Origin of the sequence: Emticicia aquatilis (genome assembly GCF_014644295.1) — a bacterium.
Classification (GTDB): Bacteria; Bacteroidota; Bacteroidia; order Cytophagales; family Spirosomataceae; genus Emticicia; species Emticicia aquatilis.
Genome location: NZ_BMKK01000010.1, coordinates 162210 through 188509, shown reverse-complemented (window position 1 = coordinate 188509; position 26300 = coordinate 162210). Strand labels below are relative to the sequence as shown.

The window sequence follows — 26300 nt, the reverse complement described above, 5'->3', positions numbered from 1 at the left end:
AGTTTAAAAATGAAGAAGCTTATACTTACACTAAGTTTTATTATCATCTTGAAGGTGATTCATGCTCAAAATGCCCGAGTTAATGCTGTAGAACCCTCTGCTGCTCTTGATGTTGCTTCAACTTCTAAAGGAATGCTCGTTCCTCGAATGAATGAAACGCAAAAGACTGCAATAAGTAGCCCAGCTAATGGATTATTAATTTATCAAACAGATGGAGTAGCTGGTTTCCATTATTATAATGGAACATCATGGATTTTATTGGGAGCAGTTGGACCACAAGGTCCACAAGGGGCAGTTGGTCCTCAAGGTCCGCAAGGTGCGGTTGGACCACAAGGTCCGCAAGGTGCGGTTGGACCACAAGGTCCACAAGGGGCAGTTGGTCTTCAAGGTCCACAAGGTGCGGTTGGACCACAAGGTCCACAAGGTGCAACTGGCCCACAGGGTCCGCAAGGTGCAACTGGCCCACAAGGACCAGCTGGGTCTTCTGGTATATATGGAGATGGGTCTGCTGGGGCTTTAACAATTTCAAGTAATACCGATTGGAGTTCATCTCCCCCCACAAGCAGTCTTCAATATTCAAGTTTCACTGTGAACTCGGGTGCTATTTTTGCAGTGCCAAGTGGAACAATAATTAGATGTACAGGTAATGTTATAATAAATGGGACAATTATAGTAGGAACAGGAGCAACAAATAGTAATGTAAGTCCTCACCCAGGTATCTCATTGAGTGCTCCCGGTTCAGTCATAGGTGGTGTTGGACTGGGTGTGCTACAAGCCGCATTAATACAAACTTCTACATCATTAGTGGGAGGTGGAGCAGGTTATAGAAATGTTCTTAATACGGGTGGAGAAGGTGGTGGACAACTACGAATAGTAGCATTGGGAAGTATTACTATAGGAACAACAGGGGTTATTAATGCAAATGGAAATAATTCTGTCAATTCCCAGACAGCATTGCAAGGAATTGTTGGTGGAGGTGGTGGAGCTGGTGGAGTAGTAGTATTGGCTTCAAATACCTCAATTACTATCAGCGGTAACATTAATGCTAAAGGTGGGAATGGTGCGGATGGATTTGATGGTAATGGTGGTAGTGCAGAAGGTGGCGGTGGTGGCGGTGGCGGAGGAATTGCTCGTTTAATAGCACCAGCAAGCCCTACGGTCACTGGAACAATTAATGTTAATGGTGGCTCAGCTGGCATTACTTCTGGTAATACTGCAAGTGGTCTTACAGGTGGAGGAGGTGGTGGTGCCTGTGGTGGTAATGGGGGACAGGCAAGTGGAACTATTTTTAGTGTTAGTTACACAGCTACTGCGGGTTCGGTTGGTAAATCAGTTACTACTGTAACCTCTACACCAGCAAACCTCTTTTTCTAACAAAAGAGTTCTGAGTGGTTTTGCTCAGAACTCTTTAATTTAAAATTATTTAAGAAGTCCCTCTGGAATCGGTTTTTCTAATAAATGTTTGTAGATAAACTGCGTTTTTAGATTATCGAAGTGAACTCCTTTATTTCCTCCCCAACCGTGACGGCCATTCGGGTAAAGCATAAACTCGAAGTTCTTCTTTTCATCTTGTAATTTACTGATTAACTGAATACTATTTTGCATGTGAACGTTATCGTCCATCGTTCCGTGTACGATTTGTAACACACCTTTTAGTTTGCTCGTGTGAGTCAGAACATTGGCAGATTTATAACCTTCAGGATTTTCGGCTGGTGTATCCATGTATCTTTCGGTGTAGGCACTGTCGTACAAACTCCAATCTACAACGCTTCCGCCCGCCATTCCGTGGGTAAATACATCGCTTCCGTAAGTCAAGGCATAGCAACTCATATAACCACCGTAACTAAAACCTGTGATACAGATTTTTGTTGGGTCAGCTATTCCTTTGTCTATCAATGATTTAACGAGCGTTTTATAGTCTTTCATTTCCCAGTAACCTAAATTACGGTGCATATATGCCACACCTTCTTTACCGAAATGTCCACTGGCACGGTGGTCGAGTGCTACCTGAATGATTCCTTCTTTAGCGTACCATTGTTGGCGAGCCGACCAAGTCCATTGGTCATAAACTGTACCAGCATCTGGGCCACCGTAAATGCTTACCAAAACAGGATATTTTTTTCCAGCTACCATATTTTGCGGGTAAGTGATTGTCATCGGTAAATCATAAATGCCATCATCACTTTTTACTCTCAAAAGTTCGGTTTTAGCCAAATTATAGTTGTCCATTTCTGCACCTTTGATGCTACCTAATTCACGTACTATTTTACCTTCGTTGTCAACAATTGCCATGCTGGTTGGCGTATTGATGTTTGAGTAAGTAGTAATAAAATATTTAAGATTTGGCGAAGCATTGATATTACGATTATTATAGGCACCAAAAGTGAGGCGTTTTAATCCTTTTCCATCAAAACCAACTTTGTAGAGGTCGAAGCGAGCGGTGCTTTCGATACCACGAGCGTAGAAATATACCACACGATTCTTTTGGTCGATACCTTCAACATTTTTTACCGTATATTTCCCTTCGGTGATGTTATTGATAAATTTACCGTTGATGTCATATAGATACAGTTGTTTCCAACCAGTTTTATCGCTGATAATCATCATTTCTTTGCCACCATCCATAATCGTTAGGCGTTCGTCGGCTTCATCAATGCCAATCCATGATTTTTGAGTTTCGTTATAAAGCTCTTTTTTACTACCATCTTTTGGCGAAACATTATACAGTTTTAGGTTATCATTGCCACGGTTAATCCATTGGAGCATCAAACCGCTACCATCTGGCAACCATTTTGGCCAACCAAAATATTGTTCGTCTTTTTCGTTGAAAGCAGCCCAAGTAGTTTTTCCACCCGCTGGCGAAACAAAACCAACTTTGGCTTCGGGATTTGGGTCGCCACTTTTTGGATAACGAGTTTCTTCGATAAAACCGTGTTGCCCCTCGCTGCTATAAAGCGGAAACATCATCGTTTTTGACTCATCAAAACGCATATAAGCAATTTTCTTGCTATCTGGACTCCACCAAAACGCACGGAAACGAGTTGGGCGACCGAAAATTTCTTCCCAATAAACCCACGTTGCGTAGCCATTTAAAGTAGTTTTAGTGCCATCGGTTGTGAGTTTTATCTCTTTTTTGGCTTTGAAATCATACGAATAAAGGTTGTTTTCTTTTGTATAAGCAATGTAGCTGCTATCGGGCGAAAACATAGCATTTTTTTCTTCGGCTGGGTCGTTGGTTAATTGTGTTTCTGTATCGCCGCTTTTCAAAAATAGGTTATTATTTTTGCTGATAATGGTTTTTACAGGTTTTGCTTTTGGGCGGAGTATTTCTTCGCTTGCTTCGGTCATTTTTCCGCTGCTTACTTCCAAAACCATTGATTTGGCTTCTGCTTCTGGCGAAAGTTTTTGAGTAACTAATACTCGCTCATCATCAAGCCAACGTTGAATAATTGGTAGAGGTTGGGTGAAGTTTTTGGGTGTTTTACCCGACATTAATTCTTTTTCGTCAAAATCCTTCTTTTGAGCAAAAACTGCTGTACTCGCAAGGCAGAGAAGCAATAGAGTTTTTTTCATGTTTAATAGTTTGAAGATTACAATTGGGCGTAAAAATAATGAAAATGTTGGAAATATATTAATCCATAGCGTCGGGTTTGCAAACCCGACGCTATGGATTAATATGATTTGGAGAAAATATTTGTTTTTCAAAAAATAACATTTCCTCTTCAAAATTCATTTTTCTGTGATGTTCTTCTTGATTTTTTATATAATTTCTCACCTGATTAAGCATAGAATTACTAACAGTGAATGCTCGCAGCGGCGAACTGTCCATAACCATCTTGCCAACTAAAGTGTGTTGAACAAAGATTTTGTTCCTTTATCCAATAACAACTATCTCGTTTGATGTCTCTTACGACATTACTCAACGAAAAAACTGGCTTAGGACTAATCAAGAGATGTATATGGTCTTCTGTACCATTAATAAAGTCAAGGTGATATTCTTTTTGTTTGCAGAATTCTTCGATGTGGCCGTATAGTTGCCATTTCCAACTTTTATCAATAAATTATTTACGATTTTTGGTGCTCCAAACCAAATGATACCATAGAGAAAGGTAAGATTGCGATGCCATTTTTTATAAATAATTTTCGTCCATAGCAACGGGTTTGCACACCCGTTGCTATGGACGAATTTAGGTAATTTATATGAAATACTCCTGCAATCCAATAAAAATCATTTCTTCCCCAAATCTGCCGTAATTGTCAAATAGTAAAATGCTCCGACCGTTGGCCCTGCAATGAAACTTACGTAAGGGCGGTTCAAAATATTAGTTCCTGCTACTTTAAATTGCAAGCCCTGTTTTCGGGCATAATAAGTAAATTGTGCATCTACATTATGAATGACTGGTACATTGCCCGTTGCCAATGCCGACTGCCACAAAAATCCTTCTTGATATTTATAGTTTAGCCCAAAACCAATGTTTTTTGTGAGTTTGCTATTGCCAAACCCGATATTCGCAATCCATCGAGGCGTATTGAAAGCTTCTTCAAAACCATCATTATTGGCAGTATTTCGGAGTTTTGCAAAAGAAGCATTTAGGTTTAGCGAGAAGTTTTTATAAAAATTATAGTTCAATCCGATACTCGCACCGTAGTTTCTTACGATAGTTTTGGAGTTTGTCCACAGGCGATAGCGAGCTTGTTTGTTGCGGTCGTACATGTAAAATGCCAGCGAATCGACATTCGTGCCGAGTGGCACATTGGCCTCAATCTGAGCCATGAAGTTTCGGTAAACATTATAATAAAAATCGGCATCGACAAAAAGTTTTTTGCCCACAGGATAACCTTTGTAGCCAATCTCAAAACTATTGACATACTCTGGTTTCAGATAAGTATAATCGTTTTTGCGGAGAAGATTTTTGTTTTTGATGATGGCTTCATTTTGAGTTAGTTTATTGACATTTATATCTTGGTTAACTGCCGCCGTGAAATCATCAATGGTTTTTCGTAGATATGAATTTTCAAAAATACCTTGCGACATTATCGGTAAGCCACCCACCCGTTTTACACCACCACTATTAATGTTTGAAAAAGCCTCAAACAAACTCGGAAAACGATAACCATTTTGATAAGAGAGACGGAAATGATTATTGTCGTTGAGTGAATAAACCAATGACGCTCGTGGATTAAAGCGTAAATCGAAATACTGGTTTTTGTCAACTCGGAGTGTCAGTAAAAATTTAATTTTTTCATCGAAAAAAGTTTTGCTTCCTTGCACAAAACCGCCCGCTTTCCAATAATTGATATTTTTACCGCTCTCTTCGGGATTGATGAAATAATTTCCATCAGGCACAACTATGTAATTTCGGTAATCGAAACCAGCTAATAGACCAAAACCGTTGTCTTGGAGTGTTGTTGAAAGTTTTTTGCTCAAATCTGTCAACCCTTCTGTGTGCAGCATGTATGATTGCACTCGCAAAGCGGCTCCTACATCCCAGTTATTGATGTCGCCTAATTTTGTAATCAAGTCATCAAAAGCAGGCGTATTTGGTTGTGGGCGACCTTTATCTGCTTGCGTTCTGGCTAAATTTAGGGCATCAATTACACTTTTCCCAGCTTTGGTTTGGGCATTATATTCGTTCGTAAAATCAGTAAACCAAACATTGTCAGACTTAAAACTTCGGTCGATATTTTCGGCCATCGAACGAATATTATATGATTTTCCTGTATTTTCGGTAGTCAAATATGCTCTAATTTGTGTGCTTGGACTCTGGTAAGTTATTGCATTCTGTGACAAACGATAATCATTCAAACGAAAACGATTGGTGCGTTGATAAACATTATCGAGCTGAGCGATTTTGAAACTATATGCAATTTCGTACTGAGGCTTTATGCGATAGTTTAAAGAAAAATCTGCCTTGAGATTATTGATAGAATAGTCGGTTACTTCTTCTTCAAAATAGCCAGTTCGAGCAACTACATATCTTTTTCCACCGAGGGTCAACGTTCTTCGATTCGATGATTCATTTCCGTAGGAATTCACGTAATCTGCTCCGACATTATCTTTTCCGAGTAGATTTACCGAAGTGTTAGCTGTTGGATTAAGGTCAAAAGTTGAATTAGCAACCCAATCATAACCTTTCTGATACGCAAAATTTACTTTAAATGCCCATTTTTCACTGAGTCTCTTGGCATAACGCAAACTCGTTTCCGAAAATAATTTAGGGGAGATTATTGGGTTTGATAAGTGATTGACTCCAGTTTTTTGCTGAATACTCAAGCCTTCCGAATCAAATGGATTAAGTGTAAGTAAATTCACCATGCCATTCAACGAATTCATGCCATACAATGCTGAAGCTACCCCAGGAATCATCTCAACTTGACGAATATCAAGGTCGGTTGGTCCCATTCCCGAAGCAATCGGAGAGCCAATATGCGGAGCTTGGTTGTCAACACCATCAACGAGTTGTACAAACCGCACATTTGTTGTGTTCGTAAATCCACGAGCATTATAGACCCTAAAACCCAAACTTGGCGTAATCAGCTGCACACCTTTGAGATTTTCGATGGCATCAAAATAGCTCAGGGCTGCACTTTGCTGAATTTGTTTCAATGTCAATAATTCAATGCTCGTTGCCGATTTTAGATAACTTTCTTTGACCCTTGAAGCTGAAACAACAACTTCATTCAAGATTTGTGATTTTAGCGTATCGACTTCTTGAGCTTGGCATAATTGTGTAGAAGCTATTTTTAAAATCGTTGTATAAATAAAAATATAACGATAGCTATGACAAAGTAATTTTTTGGACATTCTTAGATATTTTGAGGATTTTACAAAAACAGTTCGTTATATTTGCAAATATATAACGAAGAAATGTTGAACGAAAAAAAATGATAAGTTTTTAGAGAATCATTTGTATAAATGGCAAAATCAAAGCGTAAAAAAGTAAAAAGATAGATTATATAACCCTAAAAATACCCTATGACATCATTACTATTACTCTTATTGCTATTAAGCTTAGTTGCTTTTTTATACTCTTCGGTCGGGCATGGTGGTGCAAGTGGATATTTGGCTGTTATGGCAATTATGGGCGTAGCTCCCGCAATGATGAAATCATCGGCATTGGTCATGAATTTGGCTGTTTCTTTATTCTCATTTATTGGCTTCTACCGAGCAGGGTATTTTCGCTTAAAACTTTTCTTACCCTTTGCATTGGCCAGTATTCCGATGGCATTTGTGGGAGGAACAATGACGCTTTCTGATTCCATTTATAAGAAAATTCTCGCCGTATGTATCTTATTTTCAATCGTTCGATTAATCTATCAATTTGATACCGATGAAAAGAATAGACCAATTCCAATATGGGCAGGAGTCCTTTCGGGTGGCTTAATTGGCTTACTTTCGGGAATGATTGGCATTGGCGGAGGAATTATTCTTAGCCCCTTGATGCTACTGATGCGATGGGCGAATTTGAAAGAAACGGCGGCCGTTTCGGCACTTTTTATCTTTGTTAATTCTCTTTCTGGTCTTTATGGTCAATTACAAAAAGGCGGTATCAATCTTCCAGAAAACATGCAATGGGCAGTTTTGGCTACAATTATCGGTGGCTTGGCTGGTTCTTATTTTGGTAGTCAAAAATTCAATGTGCCAACCTTAAAAAAACTTTTGGCGGTGGGTTTGGTCATTGCTTGTTTGAAATTGATTTTTACGTAGGAATTTTTACTTAAACTAATGTTAAGCGGTATTAATTTCCCCTCCTTCTTTTAAGGAGGGGTGCCTGACGCAGTCGGCGGGGTGGTGGTTGGCGTAGAATTTATTTCAAAAGGTATTTACAGACCATCAACCACCCCGTCAAAATTCAACTTTGTCAGAATTTTGACACCCCTCCTTGAAAAAAGGAGGGGAAATTTAAAAATGGGCGTAACATTAGACCTTAAATCAACATTCAAGAAATATACTCATTTTTTCATCAAACGACTGTTGAAATTCTTCATGTAGTTTTCTGAAAGCTGCAATCAGCTGTTTTCCTTCATCGGTAACAATCGTTCCACCACCTTTTTCTCCGCCAGTTTGTGTGCTTACGATTGGCTTAACCGTGTGCTGATTTATCGAATTTACCAAATCCCATGCTTTTTTGTACGACATTCCCATTTGTTTGGCTGCTTGACTAATCGAACCAGTTTCGATGATATTTTCGAGCAATTCCAATCGGCCAGGGCCGAGAAAACGGTCGTCCTCGCTCTCAATTCTAAGCATTCCAGTAATACGAAAAGTCTTGTCGGGTTTCAATAAATCTTTGATTGGCATTGGTTTTGGCAATTTTGGTGCGGTAAATATAAATATTCTACGGCTGAAAACTTCTCAAGTTGCTAAAATCTCCCAAATCTTCTCGCCAAAATATGATTTTTCTCATTTCAAGATAAAAAATCATTCGATAGTTTTGGTCATTATCTATTCTAAACCCTTGATACGATGACTTCATTTCGTACCCGTCCAAAATTTAAGATTACTTCCGAAAAAAGTACCAACGAAATTGTAAAACTACTCACTGAAAGACTTGAAAAAACATCATTACCCGTTGAAGGAAAAGTTTTCAATACGCACGGTTTACTTCGCATCAAACCCGAACAACAACATTATTGGTCGCCACAATTAAGCATTAGCTTTGAAGAAACCGATGACCACAAAACGATTATTAGAGGAATGTATGGCCCACACCCGAGTGTTTGGGCGATATTTTTGATGGGCTATGTATTTTTCGGGCTCGGTATATTTTTTATCACAATGATTGGCTTGGTCAGGATGAGTCTAAAACTTGATGCTACTATTTTATGGATAGTACCAATTTTGGCTATTGGAGCGATAATCGAATGGATGTTAGGCCAAACAGGCCAGAAAGTAGGAGCAGAGCAAACCTTTATGATTCATCATTTCTTTGAAGATGCCCTCAATGAACAAGTGCATATCAGTAAAATTCGCTAAAAAAGAAAATTATACTCTATTGACATGGTAGATAAATAAATAGTTTGCTATTTTTGTTTGTTATCCAACGATTTCTTCAAAAAAAGTCAAATAATTATGCAAAATAGCAAACTAATTATACACTTTGCTCTGGCGATATTTTTATCGGTTTTCTTGTTTTCGTTTAATAATATTTCTGACGATTCTGACTACGAAAAAGAAATAAAAACTTGGCATCAGAATCGAATTGAGGGGCTAAAAAAAGAAAACGGTTGGCTAAATCTGGCGGGTTTGTTTTGGCTCGAAGAAGGTCGAAATTCGTTTGGCGGAAATACTGAAAACAAAATTGTTTTTCCGAAAGATAGAAGTAAGGCTTTTTTGGGTGATATTATTTTATCGAAAGGAGAAGTTTTTGTAGAAACAAAAGCCGATGCGGAAGTTTTTAACGAAAATGATAAAGTTGAAAAACTCAAACTTTTTCCTGCCGAAAAAAGCATAGTTTTAAAGCATAATTCCTTACGCTGGTTTGTGATAAAACGTGGCGACCGTTATGCCATTCGATTACGAGATTTAGAAAGTCCATTTTTGAAAGAATTTCACGGAATCGAAACTTTCAAAATTGACCCAAAATGGAAGTTAAAAGCCAAATTTGTACCAACCGAAGGCAAGAAAATTGCTATTTTGGACGTAACGGGACAAACTTCACAACAAGATTCTCCTGGGGTTTTGGCTTTTACGATTGACGGAAAAGAATATAAGTTAGATGCTCTGAAAGAAGGTGATGAGTTTTTTATCATCTTCGGCGATAAAACTAATAAAAAAGAAACCTACGGAGCTGGCAGATTTGTATATGCCGCCAAGCCCGATGCCGATGGATACACATATATTGACTTCAATAAAGCATATAATCCACCGTGTGCTTTCACGCCTTACGCAACTTGTCCGCTGCCACCAAAACAAAATCTCTTGCCGATTGAGATAAAAGCAGGTGAGAAAAATTACGGGAATCACTAAGAATTGAGCAAAGAACAAGAAAAATTAGAGAAGCAGTAAACTAAAACTATTATCTTTACGCACTTTAATAAAAATCTTGTACAACATGAAGAAAGTATATCTCAGTGATTCGGGACCGAAAGTATCGGAAGCCATTTATGGATTTTGGCGTTGGGAAAATTTAGAAAATACTCCAGCCAAAATGGAGCAAATCATTAATTTATGCTTAGAATTGGGCATTAATACCTTTGACCACGCAGATATTTACGGAGATTCGACCATCGAAGAGCATTTCGGAAAGATAATCAGCAATAAGTCATTCAAGCGTGAGGACATTGTGCTTTTTAGTAAATGTGGTATTCGTAAATCAAGTAACGGAAAGGTAAGTTATTTCGATAATTCTCATAATTACATTGTGAGTAGTGTCGAAAACTCATTGAAAAAACTCAAAACTGACTATTTAGATATTTTCTTATTGAATCAAAGTGATTTTTTGGCCGACCCAGAGCAAACCGCAATGACTTTGGCTGAAATTGTTAATTCAGGAAAAGTTAAGCATATCGGGGTAGCTAATTTTACGGCATTCCAACACCAATTATTGGCTTCTTACCTCACAATTCCAATCGTGACAAACCATATTGAATTAAACTTGATGAATATTTCGGCTATTGAAGATGGTCGCCTTGATTTTATTAAGCAAAGTTTCAGTAAGCCTTTGGCTTGGGCTCCGCTCGCTGGTGGCGAAATTCTTGATGGAAAAGAAGGAAAATCGGCAGTTCTGAAAACAAAACTTGAAGCAATAGGTAAAAAGTATGATGCTAACGTAGAACAAACAGCTGTTGCGTGGTTGATGCAGTTGGGTACTTTACCAATCATTGGCTCGTTGTCAGAAGCTCGTATTCGTAATGCTGCCAGTGCCTCAGATATTAAATTAAGCCGTGAAGACTGGTACGATATTTACCAAACTTCGGTGGCATCTTAAATAAATTAAGAATTGAGAATTAAAAATTAAGAATGATTTTTCTCATTTATTTAAATCGAAAATTCTTAAATAAAAATCATGGCAATTGTAGAAAATATTCAGTTCATAGAAAAAGAGATTGAAGGGAAAGGCGTAACGCTGGTGGCGGTGTCGAAGACCAAGCCAGTGGAAATGCTCATGGAAGCTTATAATGCTGGTTTTAAGCGTTTTGGCGAAAACTATGTGCAGGAATTGGTCGATAAATACGAACAAATGCCAAAGGATATCGAATGGCATTTTATTGGTCATTTACAGTCGAATAAAGCAAAGTATATTGCTCCGTTTGTAAGCCTAATTCACTCGGTTGATAGCTTGAAACTTTTGCAAGAAATCAATAAACAAGCAGCCAAGCACAACCGAGTAGTTGATTGTCTATTGCAAATTTATATTGCCGAAGAAGACACAAAAAGCGGCATGACCGAAGAAGAATGTTTGGAGATTTTGAAAGCAGAAACGTTGGAAAAACTTCCAAACGTAAGAATCGTAGGTCTGATGGGAATGACAACCCTCACCGACGACGAAGCCCAAATCAGAAAAGAGTTTAAAAAGTTGAGTGTGTTTTATACAAAACTCAAAACTCAGAATTCAGAATTCAGAACTCTTTCCATGGGCATGAGTGGCGATTACGGCATTGCAATCGAAGAAGGCAGCACTATGATTAGAGTTGGAAGCAAGATTTTTGGCGGAAGAATTTACCAGAAATAGAGAATAGTTGTGCCACATTTCAAAATATGGCACAATTTATATCAACCTACCTGAAAGCATCTCATGCTGATACTGCCCATCTCTACACCCTCATAAGTATATTTAATGGCTTCATTTGGATTAATCAACCCTGCACTATAAATCATCGGCAAGTAATGGTCGTAAGAGGGATGAGCCATTTGTCCAATTTGCCCAAAAGCTTTGAAATCTGCTAATTCCTCAAATTGTCGGTTATCGAGTTTATTTTTGACTATTGCATCAAACTCAACTGCCCAATCATAAGGACTTGGATTGTTGTCGCCCCATTTTACTTGACGTAAATTATGTACGATATTTCCGCTCGAAAGAATCAGAACGCCCTTATTTCTAAGGTTTTGTAATTCTTTTGCCAACTCAAAATGATATTGTGGTGGTTTCGAGAAATCAATACTCATCTGAAACGTAGGGATGTTAGCGGCAGGATAGATATGTCGCAACACCGACCAAGCACCATGGTCGAGTCCCATTTGGTGTTCTTCCAAAATACCGATTGATTTTACCTCTTTAATCACCTCACAAGCCATTTCGGGCGAACCTTGTGGTTCGTATTTTACTTTGTAAAGTGCTTCTGGAAATCCGCCAAAATCATAAATCGTTTTTGGAAAAGGATTGACCGAAACATACGTTTTCTTCATCGTAAGCCAGTGAGCCGAAATCACCAAAATTGCCTTTGGAGTTTCGATAGATTTACCCAAAAGAGCCAAACTATCAGTAAATTTATTATCGGCTAAGGCATTCATCGGGCTACCATGACCGATAAACACAACAGGCATTTTGTCTGATTTCGGAAACTCATCCGATATATTTTTTAATTCGTGTAAGTTCATATTTGTAAAAGGTAAAACCCCCAGTGTTTTCAAAAAATCTTTACGTTTCATGCTTTGAGTGGCGTGTTATTGGTTATTTGTTACTGGTTATTTGTTGAGAATGGGGAACTTTAAAGTATTTAAAGCACTTTTCATTATCCATTATCCATTATCCATTATCCATTATCCATTATCCATTATCCATTATCCATTATCCATTATCCATTATCCATTATCCATTATCCATTATCCATTATCCATTATCCATTATCCATTATCCATTATCCATTAATTAATCTTCTAAAACTCCAAACTTTCCTTTTGCCAAATCGTCATACGCTTGTAAGATTTCGGCTTTATTATTCATCAAAAATGGGCCATATTGTATGATTGGTTCGTTGATTGGTTCGCCGCTCAAAACCAAAAGTACAGCATCTTCGAGTGCTTCAATTTTTATTTCAGTTCCATCATTTCTGAATAAAATAAAATTATCTACTGGAGCAGTTTCTGTATCATTAACTTTCACAATCCCTTCAATTACCACAATTCCTGTGTTGTGTTTTTCATCCAAAGATAAATCAACTATTGCTCCTTTTTTTGCACGAACATTATACATATTGATTGGTGTGAATGTCGATGCTGCACCTTTGATACCTTTATACTCGCCCGCAATTACCTCAACAAGTCCTTGATTATCAGGTAAATAATATTTGCCAAGTTGAGCGTTTTCAATACCTTGATATTTTGGTGTAGTCATTTTATCTTTGGCTGGCAAGTTCACCCAAAGTTGCACCATCTGAAACAACCCACCAGCTTTGCTGTACTCTCGGTCGTGGTATTCTTTATGTAAAACTCCACTTCCTGCGGTCATCCATTGTACGTCGCCTGTGCCGATTACGCCACTATTTCCGCTACTATCGTGGTGGGCAATTTTGCCATGATAAGCAATCGTAACTGTCTCGAAGCCACGGTGTGGATGCACACCCACGCCACGGGGCTCATCTTTTGGCGGAAATTCAACTTTTGCGTTATAATCAAGCAAGAAAAATGGACTCATGCGGTGCATTCCCATTTTGTATCCACTCGGAAAGAAATTATGTACTCTGAAACCATCGCCTACCATGTGAGATGGTGGCGGAGTTAATATCTGCTGTACTGATTTTATATGGCTCATTGTCGTATCTATTTAATATTTACAATTACATTATATGTATATACAACTAATTTTGTTCGTCCATAGTTCCATCGTTTTTTATTTTTTAATTACCTTCACAGAAAATACAAAAACTTTTATCAACCTTCTTCAACAACAATGAAAACTCAATTTCTAATCCTCGTATTTCTGACAATTTTTTTACAATGTAAAGCCGATAAAGTGCTTGATAATGAGCATGATACCAATAAGCAGATAATTCCGCTCGGTGGTAATGCTTGGACAACCAATGGTGGTGAAATAAAAGAACAAGGCCTGCTAAATTGGAATTCTGACAAAACAGTTTGCCGTACTTATTTTAAAGTTGCTCAGAAAGGCTCGCTCAAAGTATCGGTCTTGATGAATCCGAAAGGGAGTAAAAGTAAAATTAGTGTCAGTATTTTAGGAAAAAGCATTGAGCTTGTGGCGGAAGGTGATGCTGAAAGAGAGTTTTTTGTAGGAGAATGGAATCTGTCACAAGCGGGTTATGTTTCTGTTGATATAAAAGGTATAATTAAAACAAATACAAACTTTGGGACGATTTCGAGTTTGGGAGTGAGTGGTACTTCGGTTACGTCGGAACTTACGTCTGTGAAAAACAATGAAGGAAATTTTTTTTATTGGGGTAGAAGAGGGCCTTCGGTGCATTTGCGTTATCCGACTGATGGTTTAGAAAATGTAGAATGGTTTTATAATGAAGTGACGATTCCGAAAGGAAATGACGTGATTGGCTCGTATTTTATGGCTAATGGCTTTGGCGAAGGCTATTTCGGAATGCAAGTAAATTCGGAAACTGAGCGGAGAATTTTGTTTTCGGTTTGGAGTCCGTTCACGACCGATAATCCTGCGGCAATTCCACAAGACCAAAGAATTTTGCTCTTGAAAAAAGGTGATGGGGTCTATACAGGCGAATTTGGAAATGAAGGTTCAGGCGGACAAAGTTATTTGAAGTATAATTGGAAAGCAGGAAGTACCTATAAGTTTTTGTTGCAAGGAAAACCAACCGCCGATAATTATACTACTTACACGGCTTATTTTTTCGCTCCCGAAGAAAACCAATGGCGATTGATTGCGAGTTTCAAACGCCCGAAAACATCAACTTATTTGAAAAGTTTGTATTCTTTTCTCGAAAACTTTATTCCCGAAACTGGGAACCAAGAACGCATGGGGAGTTTTGATAATCAATGGGTTTATACAGCAAAAAATGGCTGGACAGAACTCAATCAAGTGACACTTACGGCCGATAATACTGCCCGCAAAGGATACCGAGTAGATTATGATGGAGGTATGAAAAATGGCCAGTTTTATTTGAGAAATTGTGGGTTTTTCAATGATAATACAAAACTTAATCAAAGCTTTGAGCGACCGAAGAAAGGCAAAATGCCAATGATTGATTTTTCAAAGTTACCATAGTAAAATGTTTCTTCGGATAGTAAATTGAGCCGATTTTGTTCGACCCCATTCGGGGTCTAATATCGGTAAAAAAGCAATCACCCTACCAATATCTGACCCCGAATGGGGTCAAACGTGGAAATTTACGTTCGTGTTACTAAGTATTTTAAAGCTTTTAATCTCCGAGCGATAAAGAACTCTGCTTTTTGAGTAATTTCACGGCATTAATTTAAAACAGATTATTATGAATAAACTTTTTTCGCAGGCAGGCTCGCTTTTGGGAGCAATAGGGGTGATGGTTGGTGCTTTTGGGGCTCACGCTCTTAAACCAATGCTTACGGCAAGTGGTCGATTCGAGACTTTCGAGACGGGTGTTCGCTACCAATTTTATCATGCAATCGCATTGGTTTTGATAGGTATTTTATCGAAACATATTTCAAATAAAACACTTACTTACAGTGGCTACTGTATGTTGGCGGGGGTATTGATTTTTAGCGGAGCTTTATATACTATTTGTTTTACAGGCCTCAATGTATTCGGAGCGGTTGCTCCAATTGGTGGCACTTTGCTCGTAATTGGTTGGTTATTAATGTTTTGGGCAATTACTAAGGATTGATTTTTTGATAACCATATCAGATAGTGCAAAAATAGGGACGTCCAATTTGGACGTCCCTACGAGTTTTACAACTACTCAACATACTCAAAACTTGGCCCGACTGTAATACTACTACCTTCTGCAATCGGAATTTTCATTAGTTCGAGGGCTTTGTATTTCAAGTCATACATCAATGCAATTCCCTGCATTAATAATTGTGGATTTCCATTACAAGCATCGTGAATATTATTGAGCAAAGCCATATAAGTTTTATTGAAGTTATATGATTTCTGCCAAATTTCAGAGTCTTTCGGTAAATCTGTCATCTTAGGATTTTCTTTCATGTTATAAACTGCATCCCAATCGACAGTTATTTGTTTTCCCGTAGGTGGCTCTTGTGGGCTATCTCTTGGGCGATATTTTTGTTCGTGATAAATCTCATTGAAGCGGAAATAGTGAGCATATTCGATTCCTTCGCCAAATAATTCGTGGTCAGGATCTTCAATCTCTCCATCGATTCCTTCGCCTTGCCCCACGATTTCATCAATGGCCAAAATGGCGTCATCCAAGCAATAAACCGAAACGAGTTTTCCGCCACTGCCATAATATTGCTCGGTGGTGATTTGTAATTCGGGTTTTCCGGTGAAGATTCCGCCCTCAATGGCCTTATCAAGCCATTTTAGTCTTCTTTTGATGGAAGCATAAAATTCTCCAATCGAATGATATTCCTTTCCTGGGTGTGGTTTATGCTCGGCCGATTTCTCGATTTGCAAGAAAGTGCTTATCGAACTCTTAGAAAATTTTTCGAGACTTACATAAAAATCTTCGGTGATTTTCGGGAGTTTGGTTGGGTATTCTGGAATAAAATTAGGCGTGTTGATGGCTGGGCTACCACCGATAGCATTGAGAATATTGGCAGCCATAATCATGTGTAGCATTTCTTCTAAAACAATGCTTTTGATGGTATTGGCTGCGTAATCGTTTGCACCGTCTTTGATAGAATATAACGCACAAAGATACGGCGGAATGGTTGAATGCTCCAGCTCAATGGCCGATTGTATATCATTTTTTAGAATTTCGAGCTTTTTCTGGAGGGTTTCTTGCGAAGCTGTCTCAAATTGCTCACCGCTGCTTTTTAATTGAATAGTATCGAATCTATCCGAAATGATTTTGTGGCGTTTCGGATTATTTGTTTGAAAGAGTGATTCCATGGCTTAGTTTTCTAATTGTTTGAGAATGGCCTCGGCGGCTTTAAAACTGAGAGCGGTCATCGTGAGCGTTGGGTTCGATGTTCCGAGCGTAGGCATGTTTCCACAGCCTACGAGATACAGATTTTCGTGGTCCCATGTGCGTTGGTTTTTATCAACCACCGAATCTTCTTTTGATGAACCCATGCGATGCGTACCTACGATATGCCCAGCCCCCCAGAAATTATAGCCTTGACCTTTGTAGGTTACGTAGTCGGGGTCGTTGGCCACGCTGTAAGCAGTGTAATCTTCTACGCCATTGGCCGCAAAAATTTGGTCGGAAACTTTTTTGGCCGCTTCAAACGATTTCTTCATGTATTCCGAAGCATTGTAGTGAATTACAGGTCGATAATTATCAAGTTGGTCTTTGTATTGCGGGTCAATCGTCACTCGATTGTTAGGGTCGGGCGTTTGTTCGCACTCAAAATGTAACAGTAATTGTCGAGGAAGTACATCGTTGAGGTGGCTACGCAGTTTTTTACCAAACATTCCGCTACTCACGGCCGAGCTTACATCAGAGCCAGGTGAAAAAACTGGCCAAGACCAGCCCCAGTTATCAATTGGTGAAATCCAAGCGGCGTGTTCTTTTCTAAATTCTCCATCTCTAAAAGTCGGAATATTTGTCGTAGAACCTGGCCCACGATACGGATAGGCTTTTTCGGGAAGTAGGCCCCAAGTAAGCATCACGAGGTGGTCCATGAGGTTACGGCCAACTTGGTCGCTCGAATTGGCAATGCCCGATGTCAGCAGGATTTTTGCATTTTCGATAGCACTGGCCGCCAGCACATAGATTTTGCCTCGTGCAATGGCAGTATCATAGACAGTCGAGTTTTCGTACTTATATTTTTTGTACTCGATGCCCGTGATGGCGTTTGTAATTTCATCAGTATATATTTTAGAAGCCACAGCTTGGGTGATAATTTTCAGTCGTTTTGGGTCAGACTTGCGAAGAGTCTTGAGTGCATTGTATTTGGCTTGCACTGGGCAAATAGGCACACAACTGGCATTGCCTTCGCAGCGATGCCCCGTGTTTTGGTCCCAGATTGCACCTACTGGCTCGTATTCTTCGTTATTTTTGGCCAATTCGAGTTTTTGGGCTTTTTTATTCCAATACGTTCCTGCAAACTTATAAGCAGGGTTTGGAATAGAATTTCGGCCTTGTGGTGTGCTGATGCACGTAATCGTATATTCTTTACCGTAAAGTTTTACTTTAAGATTTTGTGTTTTTTCGATACACACTTGGTCGAGATAACTTTGCGGGATTTCTTTCATCGGAAAAACATATCCTTCTCCGTAATTCTCAATGCTCATATCTGGCCCTACTTGGTCTTCAACATTGCCCGAAACCCCGATTTCGTTTTCGGCCATTTCGTAGTAAGGCATGAGCTCATCGTATGTAATGGGCCAGTCGACACCCTGACCGTAGAGTGTTTGCATCTGAAAATCGTTGGGCAACATACGTGGAGTAGAACCCAACCAGTGAAGCGTAGTTCCACCCGGCCCACGCAGACAGTCGCTACCAAAAGGCAATGGCCCTGCCTGCACCAAATAACCTTTGGTTGATGGACTATTAGTTTGCGTAATTGGCTCAATATCAAGTACATCAATCGACTGAGCATCTTTGATATTTGGATACGGCGAATTAGGTACTTTGGCCGAAGCCTTATAAAACGTATCTATGTAATATTGATAATTCTTGTAGGCAGCTTCGGGGTCGAAAGCCATGCCAGCTTGCAATCCTGCTTCGAGTAGTAATACGTTTTTGCCAGCATTGGTAAGCGTTTTTGCCAAAACACTTCCTGCAATACCCGAACCAACGATTACGACATCAAATTCTTCTTTTGTCTTCTTTTCCATTTTTTTTGTGCATTATTTGGTTGGAATTCTGATTGGTAAGTTGGCCCAAGAGCCGTAGCCAGGCTGCTTTGCACCGGGTGGGTGTGCTTCGGCCGTATCCCACATTAATCCTTGCTGGTAAGATTGCGTACTGATGACGTCGCTTCCCCAGTTGCCAGTGTACCAAACCAAAATAATGTTTTTGGCTATGCCATCGTAAGCCGAGTCGGGTATGAGGCGTGCAGCAATGGCCGCATTGATTTGGTCTTCATCGCCCGCTGATTCGAGCAAGATTTCATCAACTTCGGCAAAGAAATAATGGAGTGTTTCGGGCGAAAACTTTTCCAAAAAAACATTGAAATACGTTTCCAACATGCCCGTACCCAAAAGCTCAACTTCGCTGTATCCCGTTAGGTAGGTCGAGATAGTCAAGAAGGTGTTACTTGAAACTACGTGGTTGTTCATTGTGTAAGTAAAGTTTAACAGATTTTAGAGGAAATGTATAAGGTATGGGTACCGCAATGGCTTGATAGGTAGTGGATTAGGTTTTAATGGCTATAACAGAACTAAGGTTTAGCAAAGATAAATTGAATAGCTAAAAAGCAAATGCGTATAAATACCTGTTTTTGAAATCGGGCATTTATACGCTTCCTTAGCTTGGTGAGTTATCATACTTTTGTGTATCCTAAAAATGATTCACACACTACGTTTATTGATGTTCCCGCCCCCTATAAAAACCGTTATACTATACGAAACTTAATGCCATGCCAAAAACTAAAAAAAATTATGAAGTAATTGTGATAGGAGGGGGAGCAATGGGGCTTTCTACTGCCTATCATCTGGGTAAGAAAAAAACGGATACGCTTGTACTGGAGCAGTTTCGTTTTATTAATCAAATGGGAAGTTCGGCGGGAGTTTCTCGACAATTCAGAATTCCGTATCCTGAAAGTTACATGGTGCAATTTGTATTGGATTCTGAGCCTTATTGGGACGAATTGCAATCGCATACGCCCGTAAAGTTATTAGATAAAGTGGGTACGCTTTGGTTTGGCGACCCATCCGTGAAGTCAACCGAAGGAAACATCAGTCAAGCCGAAAAAGCACTAAAAAAACTAAAAGTGCCTTATACTTCGCTCACTTCTAAGGAAATTGAAGAGCAATATAAATTTAAAAACTTACCCGAAACTTACACAGGTTTATTTCAAGCCGATGGAGCAAGTATTGATTTACGAGCGACCTTGCAAACGCTTCATGATTTGAACTCGAAAAGTCCTTACGTGACAATGAAAGAAGAATGCCCCGTAATTGGGGTGAAACAGCACAAAGATACCTTTGAGATTACTACGCCCGAGGGGACGTTTATCTCCGAAAAACTGGTGATTGTTCCCGGGCCTTACATTGATAGTGTAATTAATCAACTAAATTTTACGATAAGGGCAACTTATTGGAATATGACCTCGGCATATTTCAAGAAACTCGACCCTAAAATTCAATATCCAACGTGGTTTGTTTTTCAGAATGCCGTTGGCGGCAATGGGAATCAGTTTTACGGCTTTCCGAGTGTTGATTGGAATCATCCTGAATATATTCGAGTTGCTCCCGACTTTGTGATACAACCCTTAACCAACCCCAGTCAGCGTACGCTTGTGCCAAATCCACAGGAATTGGCCTATACGGCTCAGTGGGTAAAAGACCACATGACTGGCCTTGACCCAACTCCGCATTACACTTCCACTTGTTTGATAGCTTTGAGCGATGTGCCAACCAAAGAACTAATCATTGATTTTGCTCCGAACTATATTCCGAATCATCAAGATATTGTGCTTTATGCCACAGGTTGGGCAGCGAAATTTGTGCCGTTTTTAGGAAAAATCTTAACCGATTTAACCCTTGATGGTAAAACACCTTATGACATCAAACACTTCCAGCTAGGACACAAATACTTTAAATCTCTTTAAAAAATCAGCAAAAAAACTGAAGCTTGTACATTGTGATGTTTACTAAACAAATGGACTACATCCTCAATTTTTAATTCTCAATTCTTAATTGTGCTAAAAGCACATATAACCATGAAAACTTATTCAATTTTTGGAGCGGGAGCTTCGGGACTTTACACGGCATGGCGACTTCTGAACGGAGTAGCCGAAACCGAAGAAGGGAAAGCTAAACAACTAAAAAAAGGCGATACGCTCGAACTTTACGATTGGGGAAAATACGATTTTTCGAGCGAATATACTGGAACTCGTGCGGCAGGGGCCAGAATCTGCACATGGCATTACCAAAATGATAATACAAAATCGTATCTCGAATTGGGTGGAATGAGGTATTCGTACTGGAATGGCGATAATGGTGGTGAAGCAGGTGGGCATCGTGTAGTAACGACGGTTATTAATCAATTGGGGCTTGATAAATATTCTGTGCCATTCAATGAGTCAACAAATCCGTTATATTATTTACGTACAAAAAATATGTATCTCAATGATATAACTTCGAGCAATCCGGCACCCTATAATGTTGACCATTTTGGTGCAACAGACTCGCCCGATACTGGTTTTGCTACTGTTGAGAATTTGGCAGTTACTGCCACTTCTGGCCCACAGACCCGTGCCGAATGGTGCGATTTCTATGAGAACGGAAGAATCAATGTCGATTTACCCGATTCGTCGGTTTACCAAAAAGGCGATTTATTGAAAGATATTGGCTATTGGAATTTGATGTATGACCAACTGGGTTCGGAAGGTTATAATTATGTGTCAGATGGAAATGGTTATTCATCGAATGTCATAAACTGGAACTCGGCGGTAGCGTTTCAATCTAACAATGAATTTACCCCTGGCAACGAATATCGCACGCTTACATTGGGTTTTTCGAGTATGTTTAATGCTCTTTTTGATGAAATTCTGAAATTAGCTTCCGAAAAAGGTGTCAATTTTGAATACCACCCAAATACTCGCCTACACTCGATTTTACAAATTGATGGTGTAATTCATTACGGAATCGCAACTCGTAAAAATCCGAATAAAAAAAGTGCTTCAAAAACAACCGATGCTGCTTGGTTGGCCATGCCACGCTACGCCATTGATTTGGTTGCCCAAGCCACACGCTACGAAAACCACGATGGAATTGATGTGCTGAATCATAGAAAAGTACAACTTTTCTTAGAGTCGGCCATTATGCAACCTTCGTATAAAGTAGGAATGTTTTTCGACCGAGAATGGTGGACAGAAAGCACAACGCCGTATCCTGCACCGATTTTGAGTTATGAAATTACGAGCGATGTCTTGACTCAGCTCAGTGATTTTCCGCAGGAATATATCAATCTCATTGCCGCTGATGATAATTTGATGGAAACTCCGTTTGCTTCGGCGGCTGATTTCATCAAAGCCGTTGAGGCCTGCGTTGAAGAGCGATTGACGTATAAGCAAGAGCAACAAATCTTGACCACTGCCAAGCGAAATACCATTGGGCCGAGCGTGACTGATACGCCAATTCGTCAGGTAGTTTATTTTGGAAACAATGCTCTTGATGGAAAAGCCGAACCAATTTATGGGCTTTTGGCAAGTTATGACGATGAAAGTTTTACGACTTTCTGGCAAGAACTTGAATTAGGCCCTAATGCCGAGCGTAAAATTCCAATTTCGGAAAACACACAACCACTCGATGGCCCTCGTAAAGCCCCCGAAATTATGGTCAAGATGCTTCGTAAGCAATTGGCTGCGGTGCATTTTGGCCCAGCTTCTGATTATACGGCCGTGCCAGAGCCACTCGAAGTATCTTACATGGATTGGTCATTGCCGCCATTCAATGCGGGCTATCATGCGTATGCTGCTCACTACAATATCGGCGAAGTACAACAAAATATTCGTAAGCCATCTCAATTAATTGACGGAGCAGATGCCAATATTTTCATTGTAGGCGAAACCTATTCAAACGACCAAGCTTGGGTAGAAGGAGCTTACTGCACAGCCGAGTCAGTATTGAACGACTTCTTCGGAATTAAGCCAATCATTGATGATACTAATTATCCATTTATTTGTCCGAGTTCTAAAAAATAGATTTAACATTTAACCTCAAAACACTTACAGTTATGAAAACTAAATTTGGCGTAATACCAGCAGGTATCCAAATACTTACGAAAGCACAGGCTTCCCAAGTAGATTTAGGACCACTCACACAACTACAAGGAACTTGGGTAAGTGAGCCAGGTATGGGCTGGAACGTTATTGCAGTACCAGGGCCACCTCAACAAGAATTTATATTGGAAGTAATTCCGTATATCGAAACACTTACTTTTAAACCAGTCGTGACGGCCAGTAACCGTGGGCCTTTTATTGATGGCGTGGAAAATACCCAACAAATAGTGGGATTGATGTATGAACAACAAATTCATAGCACTTGTGAAACTGATTTTTGTAATTCGAGAGGATTCGGAAAAGGGCAAGAAATTCATGCCGAAAGAGGGTTTTTCTTGAATATTCAAAACCTCAATTCAAACTTTGATGTTGTACGTTTATCTACAATTCCACACGGAAATTCAGTACTTGCTCCTGGAAATTCAACAACAGCTCTGCCTCCTAACAATGATTTCTTTGGAACAGCAGATACTTTCCCTTTTGCTGTAACAGGGCAATTATTACCAGGTTATGCAGAGGGGCAATATGATACCAATCAGTTTGCAGAATTCAATCAATTAGACCCTAATACATTTTTGCAAAAGACTTTAGGTACGCAAAAACTGGCAAGTATGACTACCTTATCTTTTTCGACAAAAAATTCTGATGGTGGTATCTTAAATATTCCGTTTATTCAACAAAATATCAAAACAACTGATATGCAAGCCAAATTCTGGATTGAAGAAATCGAAAACCCAACGGCTGGGCAACCTAATATTTTACAATTACAATATACACAGACAATCAATTTAGTGTTTCCACCAACGGGTGTAAATATTCCAGTGGTTTGGCCTCACGTAACTGTGAATACAATGAGAAAAATATCATAAATAAACCAAAGCCCTACAAATCAAATAATTGTAGGGCTTTATTTTTAATGAATTAAAACCAATTTCAAACTCAACTCTACCACTTCCCCCATACTTTTACAATTCAAAAAACTGGGATTTTTATAATGCCTTGCCAAATCCTGTTTGAGCGATTCGAGGTTGTCAGGCAGTGAAAGTGTATCTTTTTTCATAGTTTCAATCAAATCGTGCATTCTGCTTTTTTCTTCTCGCAATCTATTTGCAATCAAGGTGCGTTCTTCGGCTTGATATTGTTTTACTGACTCAGGTGTTAGAAACTGCATTCCCATCTGAATCATGGCATTATTTTGCTTAAAATACTGCGGCATATAGACTGATTTTGAGGACTCGTAAGATTGTTGGTCGAAGTCAATGGCTCGAAGGCGGTAATGAAAATCTTCAAAGTCAGGCGTGACAATTATTACAAAATTCGATGAGTGCATATCACCCAAAAGCCTCACAAAACACCTTTCGTTGAACTTGATAAACTCTTTACTCAAGCGAATGGGGTTAAAATTAGCATCGTTAAGGTGATTATTCATAAATTGGTCGGCAGGAATACCGGCGATGTGTTCTTCTACGAGTGTATCTTCGTGCGTACAATAACCCATTACATTGGGCGAAAGCAAATGCTCTAACTCAAGTCCATAAATTCGAGAGGCATCGGCCAATTTTATATAGAAATAATCGTGGTTATCATTGATTTTATTCACGATTCGGATTCTGAATGGCTTTGTATTAGCGTATGTGCAAGTATCTACACGGTCAACTACCAAGTGCTTGATTACGGCCGCATCGCCATCTGTTTTTAAATCGGCATAGATTATTTTTAGTGCTTCGTAGATTTCTTCGAGGTCGTTTTGTGGGTACATCACTGTTTCCCAAAGCGTGTCTTTTCCTTTTTTGTCGTAAAGCGGAAAGGCATTATCGAAACGCAATAAATCGGTGTATTTAATAGGCAATTCTTTTTCACGACCATATTTTGTGAGGTATTTGCGAAGTCGTGGCGATATTTTGAAAGGTATCTTTTTCTTGGTGATGAGTGCCATAAATACTTTACTTTGAGAATTAAAAGCGAATAATCTGACTAATTATTCGCAAAATACAGATTCCATTGCCGTTTGGTGAAAAAAACAACAAATTTTGTCTCTAAAATATAAATAGTTTCAATAAAAATATAACTTTGCCGTTAATAAACCTGTAACTCTAAATACTTAACATTCGATTTCTATGGAAAACATGCAAGAAAGAAAAAGTAATACAGCCATGACGGCAGGCCTCGTTTTGGCTTGTGCATTGGCCGCTCTTTTTGGATTTCTATACTTTAATGCTCGTCAGGATATTGAGGCTAAAAACGTTGATATTTCGTCGAAAACAAAAGAGTTATTATTGACAAATACTAAACTCGATTCGATTTCAGCGGAATTAGACAAAAAAATTGCCGAAGTGACATCGTTGGGCGGACAAGTGGCCGACCTCGAAGCTTTGAAAGCTCAACTCGAACAAGATAAAAAGAATTTAGTAAATTCTAAAAACGTATCTATTCGAGATTTTGAAAGCAAAATCAAAGGTTACGAAGCAGCTTTAACGGCAAAAGACGTAGAGATTGCAAAATTAAGAGAAGAAAATGCCCAGTTGACCACCGAAGTGAAAACGTTGGGGGCTGAAAACACGAATTTGAAAACTGACGTTTCGACCTTGAAGTCGGATAAACAAGCCCTTGCGGACTCTGTTTATGCAACAACCGTGAAGAACAAAGAATTAGCTGAGAAAGTAACGCTTGCTGCTGCTTTGAAAGCTATGAACGTTTCGGTAAATGCCATTAACTCTCGTGGTAAAGAGCGTGAAGGTGGTGAGTACAAAGCAAAACGTGTAGAAAAAGTGAAAATTTCTTTCAAATTGGCCGAAAACCCATTGACAAAGAGAGAGAACAAGGTGATTTATATGCGTATGCTCGACCCACAAGGTAACTGTATTTCGGATATGGCTACTGGTTCGGGTGCATTTACTTATGGTGGCAAAGAAATGGTTTATACTGCCAAGCAGTCAGTAATGTATGATAATTCAGGTCAAAACGTTGATTTTATTTACTCTCGTGGAGCTAACTACTCAAAGGGTAAATATAACATCGAATTATACTCAGAAGGCTTCAGCATCGGCCGTGGTACTTTTGAAGTAAAATAATAAAGTTTTGCTTTCAGTTTAAAACAAAGAGTTTGTCTCGAAACCATGGGGCAGACTCTTTATTTTTGTAGTATCTTATAACCATGCCAAATTAGGGCAAACTCAAGAGATTTAAGAAAAGCCTGAAAGGCTGTTATGATTATAGAAAATAGAGAGTAAAATAACACCAAGTAGTCATTCTGTTGCAAATACAATTGACTTTTTAGTTTATAGGTGTAGAAAATACCAAACTCAATTGCTTGAATTAATCCTTGTAATGGCTTTAAAAACAAAAAGCAGTAGTAAATTTGAGTTTACTACTGCTTTTATTATGT

22 protein-coding genes are annotated in these 26300 nt (G+C 39.1%); 12 read left to right on the top strand and 10 right to left on the bottom strand.

Translation table 11 applies throughout. From position 1 onward, the window contains the following. Nucleotides 1-9: 9 nt before the first annotated feature. The gene (locus IEX65_RS28075) at nt 10-1374 is read left to right on the top strand and encodes a phage tail-like protein (protein ID WP_229250814.1); all 1365 of its coding nucleotides are present in this window, start codon (nt 10-12) and stop codon (nt 1372-1374) included. Between the two features lie 45 nt (nt 1375-1419). On the opposite strand, the gene IEX65_RS21380 is transcribed toward IEX65_RS28075, so the two are convergent. The 3 genes from IEX65_RS21380 to IEX65_RS21370 all read right to left on the bottom strand — a co-directional run bounded on the left by IEX65_RS21380 (nt 1420) and on the right by IEX65_RS21370 (nt 6805). Next, a complete protein-coding gene (locus tag IEX65_RS21380; RefSeq protein WP_188769140.1) occupies nt 1420-3573 on the bottom strand; it encodes a S9 family peptidase in 2154 nt (717 codons plus the stop codon). A 221-nt stretch (nt 3574-3794) separates the two neighbouring features. Further along, nucleotides 3795-4058, bottom strand: coding sequence for a transposase (locus tag IEX65_RS28245; protein WP_188769261.1), 264 nt, complete (start codon nt 4056-4058; stop codon nt 3795-3797). Between the two features lie 170 nt (nt 4059-4228). Then, nucleotides 4229-6805 carry a TonB-dependent receptor gene (locus IEX65_RS21370; protein WP_188769139.1) on the bottom strand — a complete coding sequence of 859 codons (2577 nt, stop codon included), beginning with the start codon at nt 6803-6805 and terminating at the stop codon, nt 4229-4231. A gap of 171 nt (nt 6806-6976) precedes the next feature. Here IEX65_RS21370 and IEX65_RS21365 point away from each other — a divergent pair, with 171 nt between their 5' ends. Next, nucleotides 6977-7708 carry a sulfite exporter TauE/SafE family protein gene (locus IEX65_RS21365; RefSeq protein WP_188769137.1) on the top strand — a complete coding sequence of 244 codons (732 nt, stop codon included), beginning with the start codon at nt 6977-6979 and terminating at the stop codon, nt 7706-7708. Nucleotides 7709-7933: 225 nt separating this feature from the next. Here the strand turns inward: IEX65_RS21365 and IEX65_RS21360 are convergent, their stop codons facing one another. Then, nucleotides 7934-8302: a winged helix-turn-helix domain-containing protein gene (locus IEX65_RS21360; RefSeq protein WP_188769136.1), complete on the bottom strand. Its 369-nt coding sequence runs from the start codon at nt 8300-8302 to the stop codon at nt 7934-7936. Between the two features lie 165 nt (nt 8303-8467). Here IEX65_RS21360 and IEX65_RS21355 point away from each other — a divergent pair, with 165 nt between their 5' ends. From IEX65_RS21355 to IEX65_RS21340, 4 genes are all read left to right on the top strand, one after another. Further along, nucleotides 8468-8977, top strand: coding sequence for a hypothetical protein (locus IEX65_RS21355; RefSeq protein ID WP_188769135.1), 510 nt, complete (start codon nt 8468-8470; stop codon nt 8975-8977). A 96-nt stretch (nt 8978-9073) separates the two neighbouring features. Then, on the top strand, nt 9074-9970 hold the full coding sequence (locus IEX65_RS21350; protein ID WP_188769134.1) for a DUF1684 domain-containing protein: 897 nt from the start codon (nt 9074-9076) through the stop codon (nt 9968-9970). Nucleotides 9971-10055: 85 nt separating this feature from the next. Beyond that, nucleotides 10056-10931, top strand: coding sequence for an aldo/keto reductase (locus tag IEX65_RS21345; RefSeq protein WP_188769132.1), 876 nt, complete (start codon nt 10056-10058; stop codon nt 10929-10931). A 78-nt stretch (nt 10932-11009) separates the two neighbouring features. After that, the gene (locus IEX65_RS21340) at nt 11010-11675 is read left to right on the top strand and encodes a YggS family pyridoxal phosphate-dependent enzyme (RefSeq protein WP_188769131.1); all 666 of its coding nucleotides are present in this window, start codon (nt 11010-11012) and stop codon (nt 11673-11675) included. A 41-nt stretch (nt 11676-11716) separates the two neighbouring features. On the opposite strand, the gene ygiD is transcribed toward IEX65_RS21340, so the two are convergent. Together ygiD and IEX65_RS21330 are read right to left on the bottom strand one after the other, a co-directional pair. Then, nucleotides 11717-12592 (bottom strand): 4,5-DOPA-extradiol-dioxygenase, encoded by an 876-nt coding sequence (ygiD, locus tag IEX65_RS21335; RefSeq protein WP_229250812.1) that lies wholly within the window; start codon nt 12590-12592, stop codon nt 11717-11719. Between the two features lie 220 nt (nt 12593-12812). Then, entirely contained in the window at nt 12813-13694 is an 882-nt protein-coding gene (locus IEX65_RS21330) for a pirin family protein (RefSeq protein WP_188769130.1), read from the bottom strand. Nucleotides 13695-13832: 138 nt separating this feature from the next. Between IEX65_RS21330 and IEX65_RS21325 the strand changes: the two genes are divergently transcribed. Next, on the top strand, nt 13833-15125 hold the full coding sequence (locus IEX65_RS21325) for a DUF3472 domain-containing protein (RefSeq protein ID WP_188769129.1): 1293 nt from the start codon (nt 13833-13835) through the stop codon (nt 15123-15125). Nucleotides 15126-15348: 223 nt separating this feature from the next. Then, nucleotides 15349-15720, top strand: a complete 372-nt coding sequence (locus IEX65_RS21320; protein WP_188769128.1) for a DUF423 domain-containing protein — start codon at nt 15349-15351, stop codon at nt 15718-15720. A gap of 71 nt (nt 15721-15791) precedes the next feature. Here IEX65_RS21320 and IEX65_RS21315 read toward each other — a convergent pair whose 3' ends face one another. The 3 genes from IEX65_RS21315 to IEX65_RS21305 are packed head-to-tail and all read right to left on the bottom strand — an operon-like array spanning nt 15792 to nt 19247. Beyond that, complete coding sequence (locus tag IEX65_RS21315; RefSeq protein ID WP_188769127.1) at nt 15792-16910, bottom strand: ferritin-like domain-containing protein; 1119 nt, start codon at nt 16908-16910, stop codon at nt 15792-15794. 3 nt (nt 16911-16913) lie between these two features. Next, complete coding sequence (locus IEX65_RS21310; RefSeq protein ID WP_188769126.1) at nt 16914-18803, bottom strand: GMC family oxidoreductase; 1890 nt, start codon at nt 18801-18803, stop codon at nt 16914-16916. 12 nt (nt 18804-18815) lie between these two features. Beyond that, on the bottom strand, nt 18816-19247 hold the full coding sequence (locus IEX65_RS21305) for a hypothetical protein (protein WP_188769125.1): 432 nt from the start codon (nt 19245-19247) through the stop codon (nt 18816-18818). Nucleotides 19248-19546: 299 nt separating this feature from the next. Between IEX65_RS21305 and IEX65_RS21300 the strand changes: the two genes are divergently transcribed. The 3 genes from IEX65_RS21300 (at nt 19547) to IEX65_RS21290 (ending at nt 23784) form a co-directional block, all read left to right on the top strand. Further along, complete coding sequence (locus IEX65_RS21300; protein WP_188769124.1) at nt 19547-20740, top strand: FAD-dependent oxidoreductase; 1194 nt, start codon at nt 19547-19549, stop codon at nt 20738-20740. 111 nt (nt 20741-20851) lie between these two features. After that, entirely contained in the window at nt 20852-22837 is a 1986-nt protein-coding gene (locus tag IEX65_RS21295) for an FAD-dependent oxidoreductase (protein ID WP_229250810.1), read from the top strand. A 32-nt stretch (nt 22838-22869) separates the two neighbouring features. After that, a complete protein-coding gene (locus tag IEX65_RS21290) occupies nt 22870-23784 on the top strand; it encodes a heme-binding protein (RefSeq protein ID WP_188769123.1) in 915 nt (304 codons plus the stop codon). Between the two features lie 44 nt (nt 23785-23828). Here IEX65_RS21290 and IEX65_RS21285 read toward each other — a convergent pair whose 3' ends face one another. Beyond that, nucleotides 23829-24851: a hypothetical protein gene (locus IEX65_RS21285; RefSeq protein ID WP_188769122.1), complete on the bottom strand. Its 1023-nt coding sequence runs from the start codon at nt 24849-24851 to the stop codon at nt 23829-23831. Nucleotides 24852-25032: 181 nt separating this feature from the next. On the opposite strand from IEX65_RS21285, the gene IEX65_RS21280 reads away from it, so the two are divergent. Beyond that, complete coding sequence (locus IEX65_RS21280; RefSeq protein WP_188769120.1) at nt 25033-25986, top strand: DUF8428 domain-containing protein; 954 nt, start codon at nt 25033-25035, stop codon at nt 25984-25986. Nucleotides 25987-26300: the final 314 nt, after the last annotated feature.

Coding starts and splice junctions, on each gene's coding strand:
- IEX65_RS21370 (WP_188769139.1), bottom strand. CDS start 6,805: ATGTCCAAAAAATTACTTTGTCATAGCTATCGTTATATTTTTATTTAT.
- IEX65_RS21365 (WP_188769137.1), top strand. CDS start 6,977: ATGACATCATTACTATTACTCTTATTGCTATTAAGCTTAGTTGCTTTT.
- IEX65_RS21325 (WP_188769129.1), top strand. CDS start 13,833: ATGAAAACTCAATTTCTAATCCTCGTATTTCTGACAATTTTTTTACAA.
- ygiD (WP_229250812.1), bottom strand. CDS start 12,592: ATGAAACGTAAAGATTTTTTGAAAACACTGGGGGTTTTACCTTTTACA.
- IEX65_RS21350 (WP_188769134.1), top strand. CDS start 9,074: ATGCAAAATAGCAAACTAATTATACACTTTGCTCTGGCGATATTTTTA.
- IEX65_RS21300 (WP_188769124.1), top strand. CDS start 19,547: ATGCCAAAAACTAAAAAAAATTATGAAGTAATTGTGATAGGAGGGGGA.
- IEX65_RS21315 (WP_188769127.1), bottom strand. CDS start 16,910: ATGGAATCACTCTTTCAAACAAATAATCCGAAACGCCACAAAATCATT.
- IEX65_RS21295 (WP_229250810.1), top strand. CDS start 20,852: ATGAAAACTTATTCAATTTTTGGAGCGGGAGCTTCGGGACTTTACACG.
- IEX65_RS28075 (WP_229250814.1), top strand. CDS start 10: ATGAAGAAGCTTATACTTACACTAAGTTTTATTATCATCTTGAAGGTG.
- IEX65_RS21305 (WP_188769125.1), bottom strand. CDS start 19,247: ATGAACAACCACGTAGTTTCAAGTAACACCTTCTTGACTATCTCGACC.
- IEX65_RS21340 (WP_188769131.1), top strand. CDS start 11,010: ATGGCAATTGTAGAAAATATTCAGTTCATAGAAAAAGAGATTGAAGGG.
- IEX65_RS21330 (WP_188769130.1), bottom strand. CDS start 13,694: ATGAGCCATATAAAATCAGTACAGCAGATATTAACTCCGCCACCATCT.
- IEX65_RS21360 (WP_188769136.1), bottom strand. CDS start 8,302: ATGCCAATCAAAGATTTATTGAAACCCGACAAGACTTTTCGTATTACT.
- IEX65_RS21380 (WP_188769140.1), bottom strand. CDS start 3,573: ATGAAAAAAACTCTATTGCTTCTCTGCCTTGCGAGTACAGCAGTTTTT.
- IEX65_RS21310 (WP_188769126.1), bottom strand. CDS start 18,803: ATGGAAAAGAAGACAAAAGAAGAATTTGATGTCGTAATCGTTGGTTCG.
- IEX65_RS21285 (WP_188769122.1), bottom strand. CDS start 24,851: ATGGCACTCATCACCAAGAAAAAGATACCTTTCAAAATATCGCCACGA.
- IEX65_RS21345 (WP_188769132.1), top strand. CDS start 10,056: ATGAAGAAAGTATATCTCAGTGATTCGGGACCGAAAGTATCGGAAGCC.
- IEX65_RS21280 (WP_188769120.1), top strand. CDS start 25,033: ATGGAAAACATGCAAGAAAGAAAAAGTAATACAGCCATGACGGCAGGC.
- IEX65_RS21290 (WP_188769123.1), top strand. CDS start 22,870: ATGAAAACTAAATTTGGCGTAATACCAGCAGGTATCCAAATACTTACG.
- IEX65_RS21320 (WP_188769128.1), top strand. CDS start 15,349: ATGAATAAACTTTTTTCGCAGGCAGGCTCGCTTTTGGGAGCAATAGGG.
- IEX65_RS21355 (WP_188769135.1), top strand. CDS start 8,468: ATGACTTCATTTCGTACCCGTCCAAAATTTAAGATTACTTCCGAAAAA.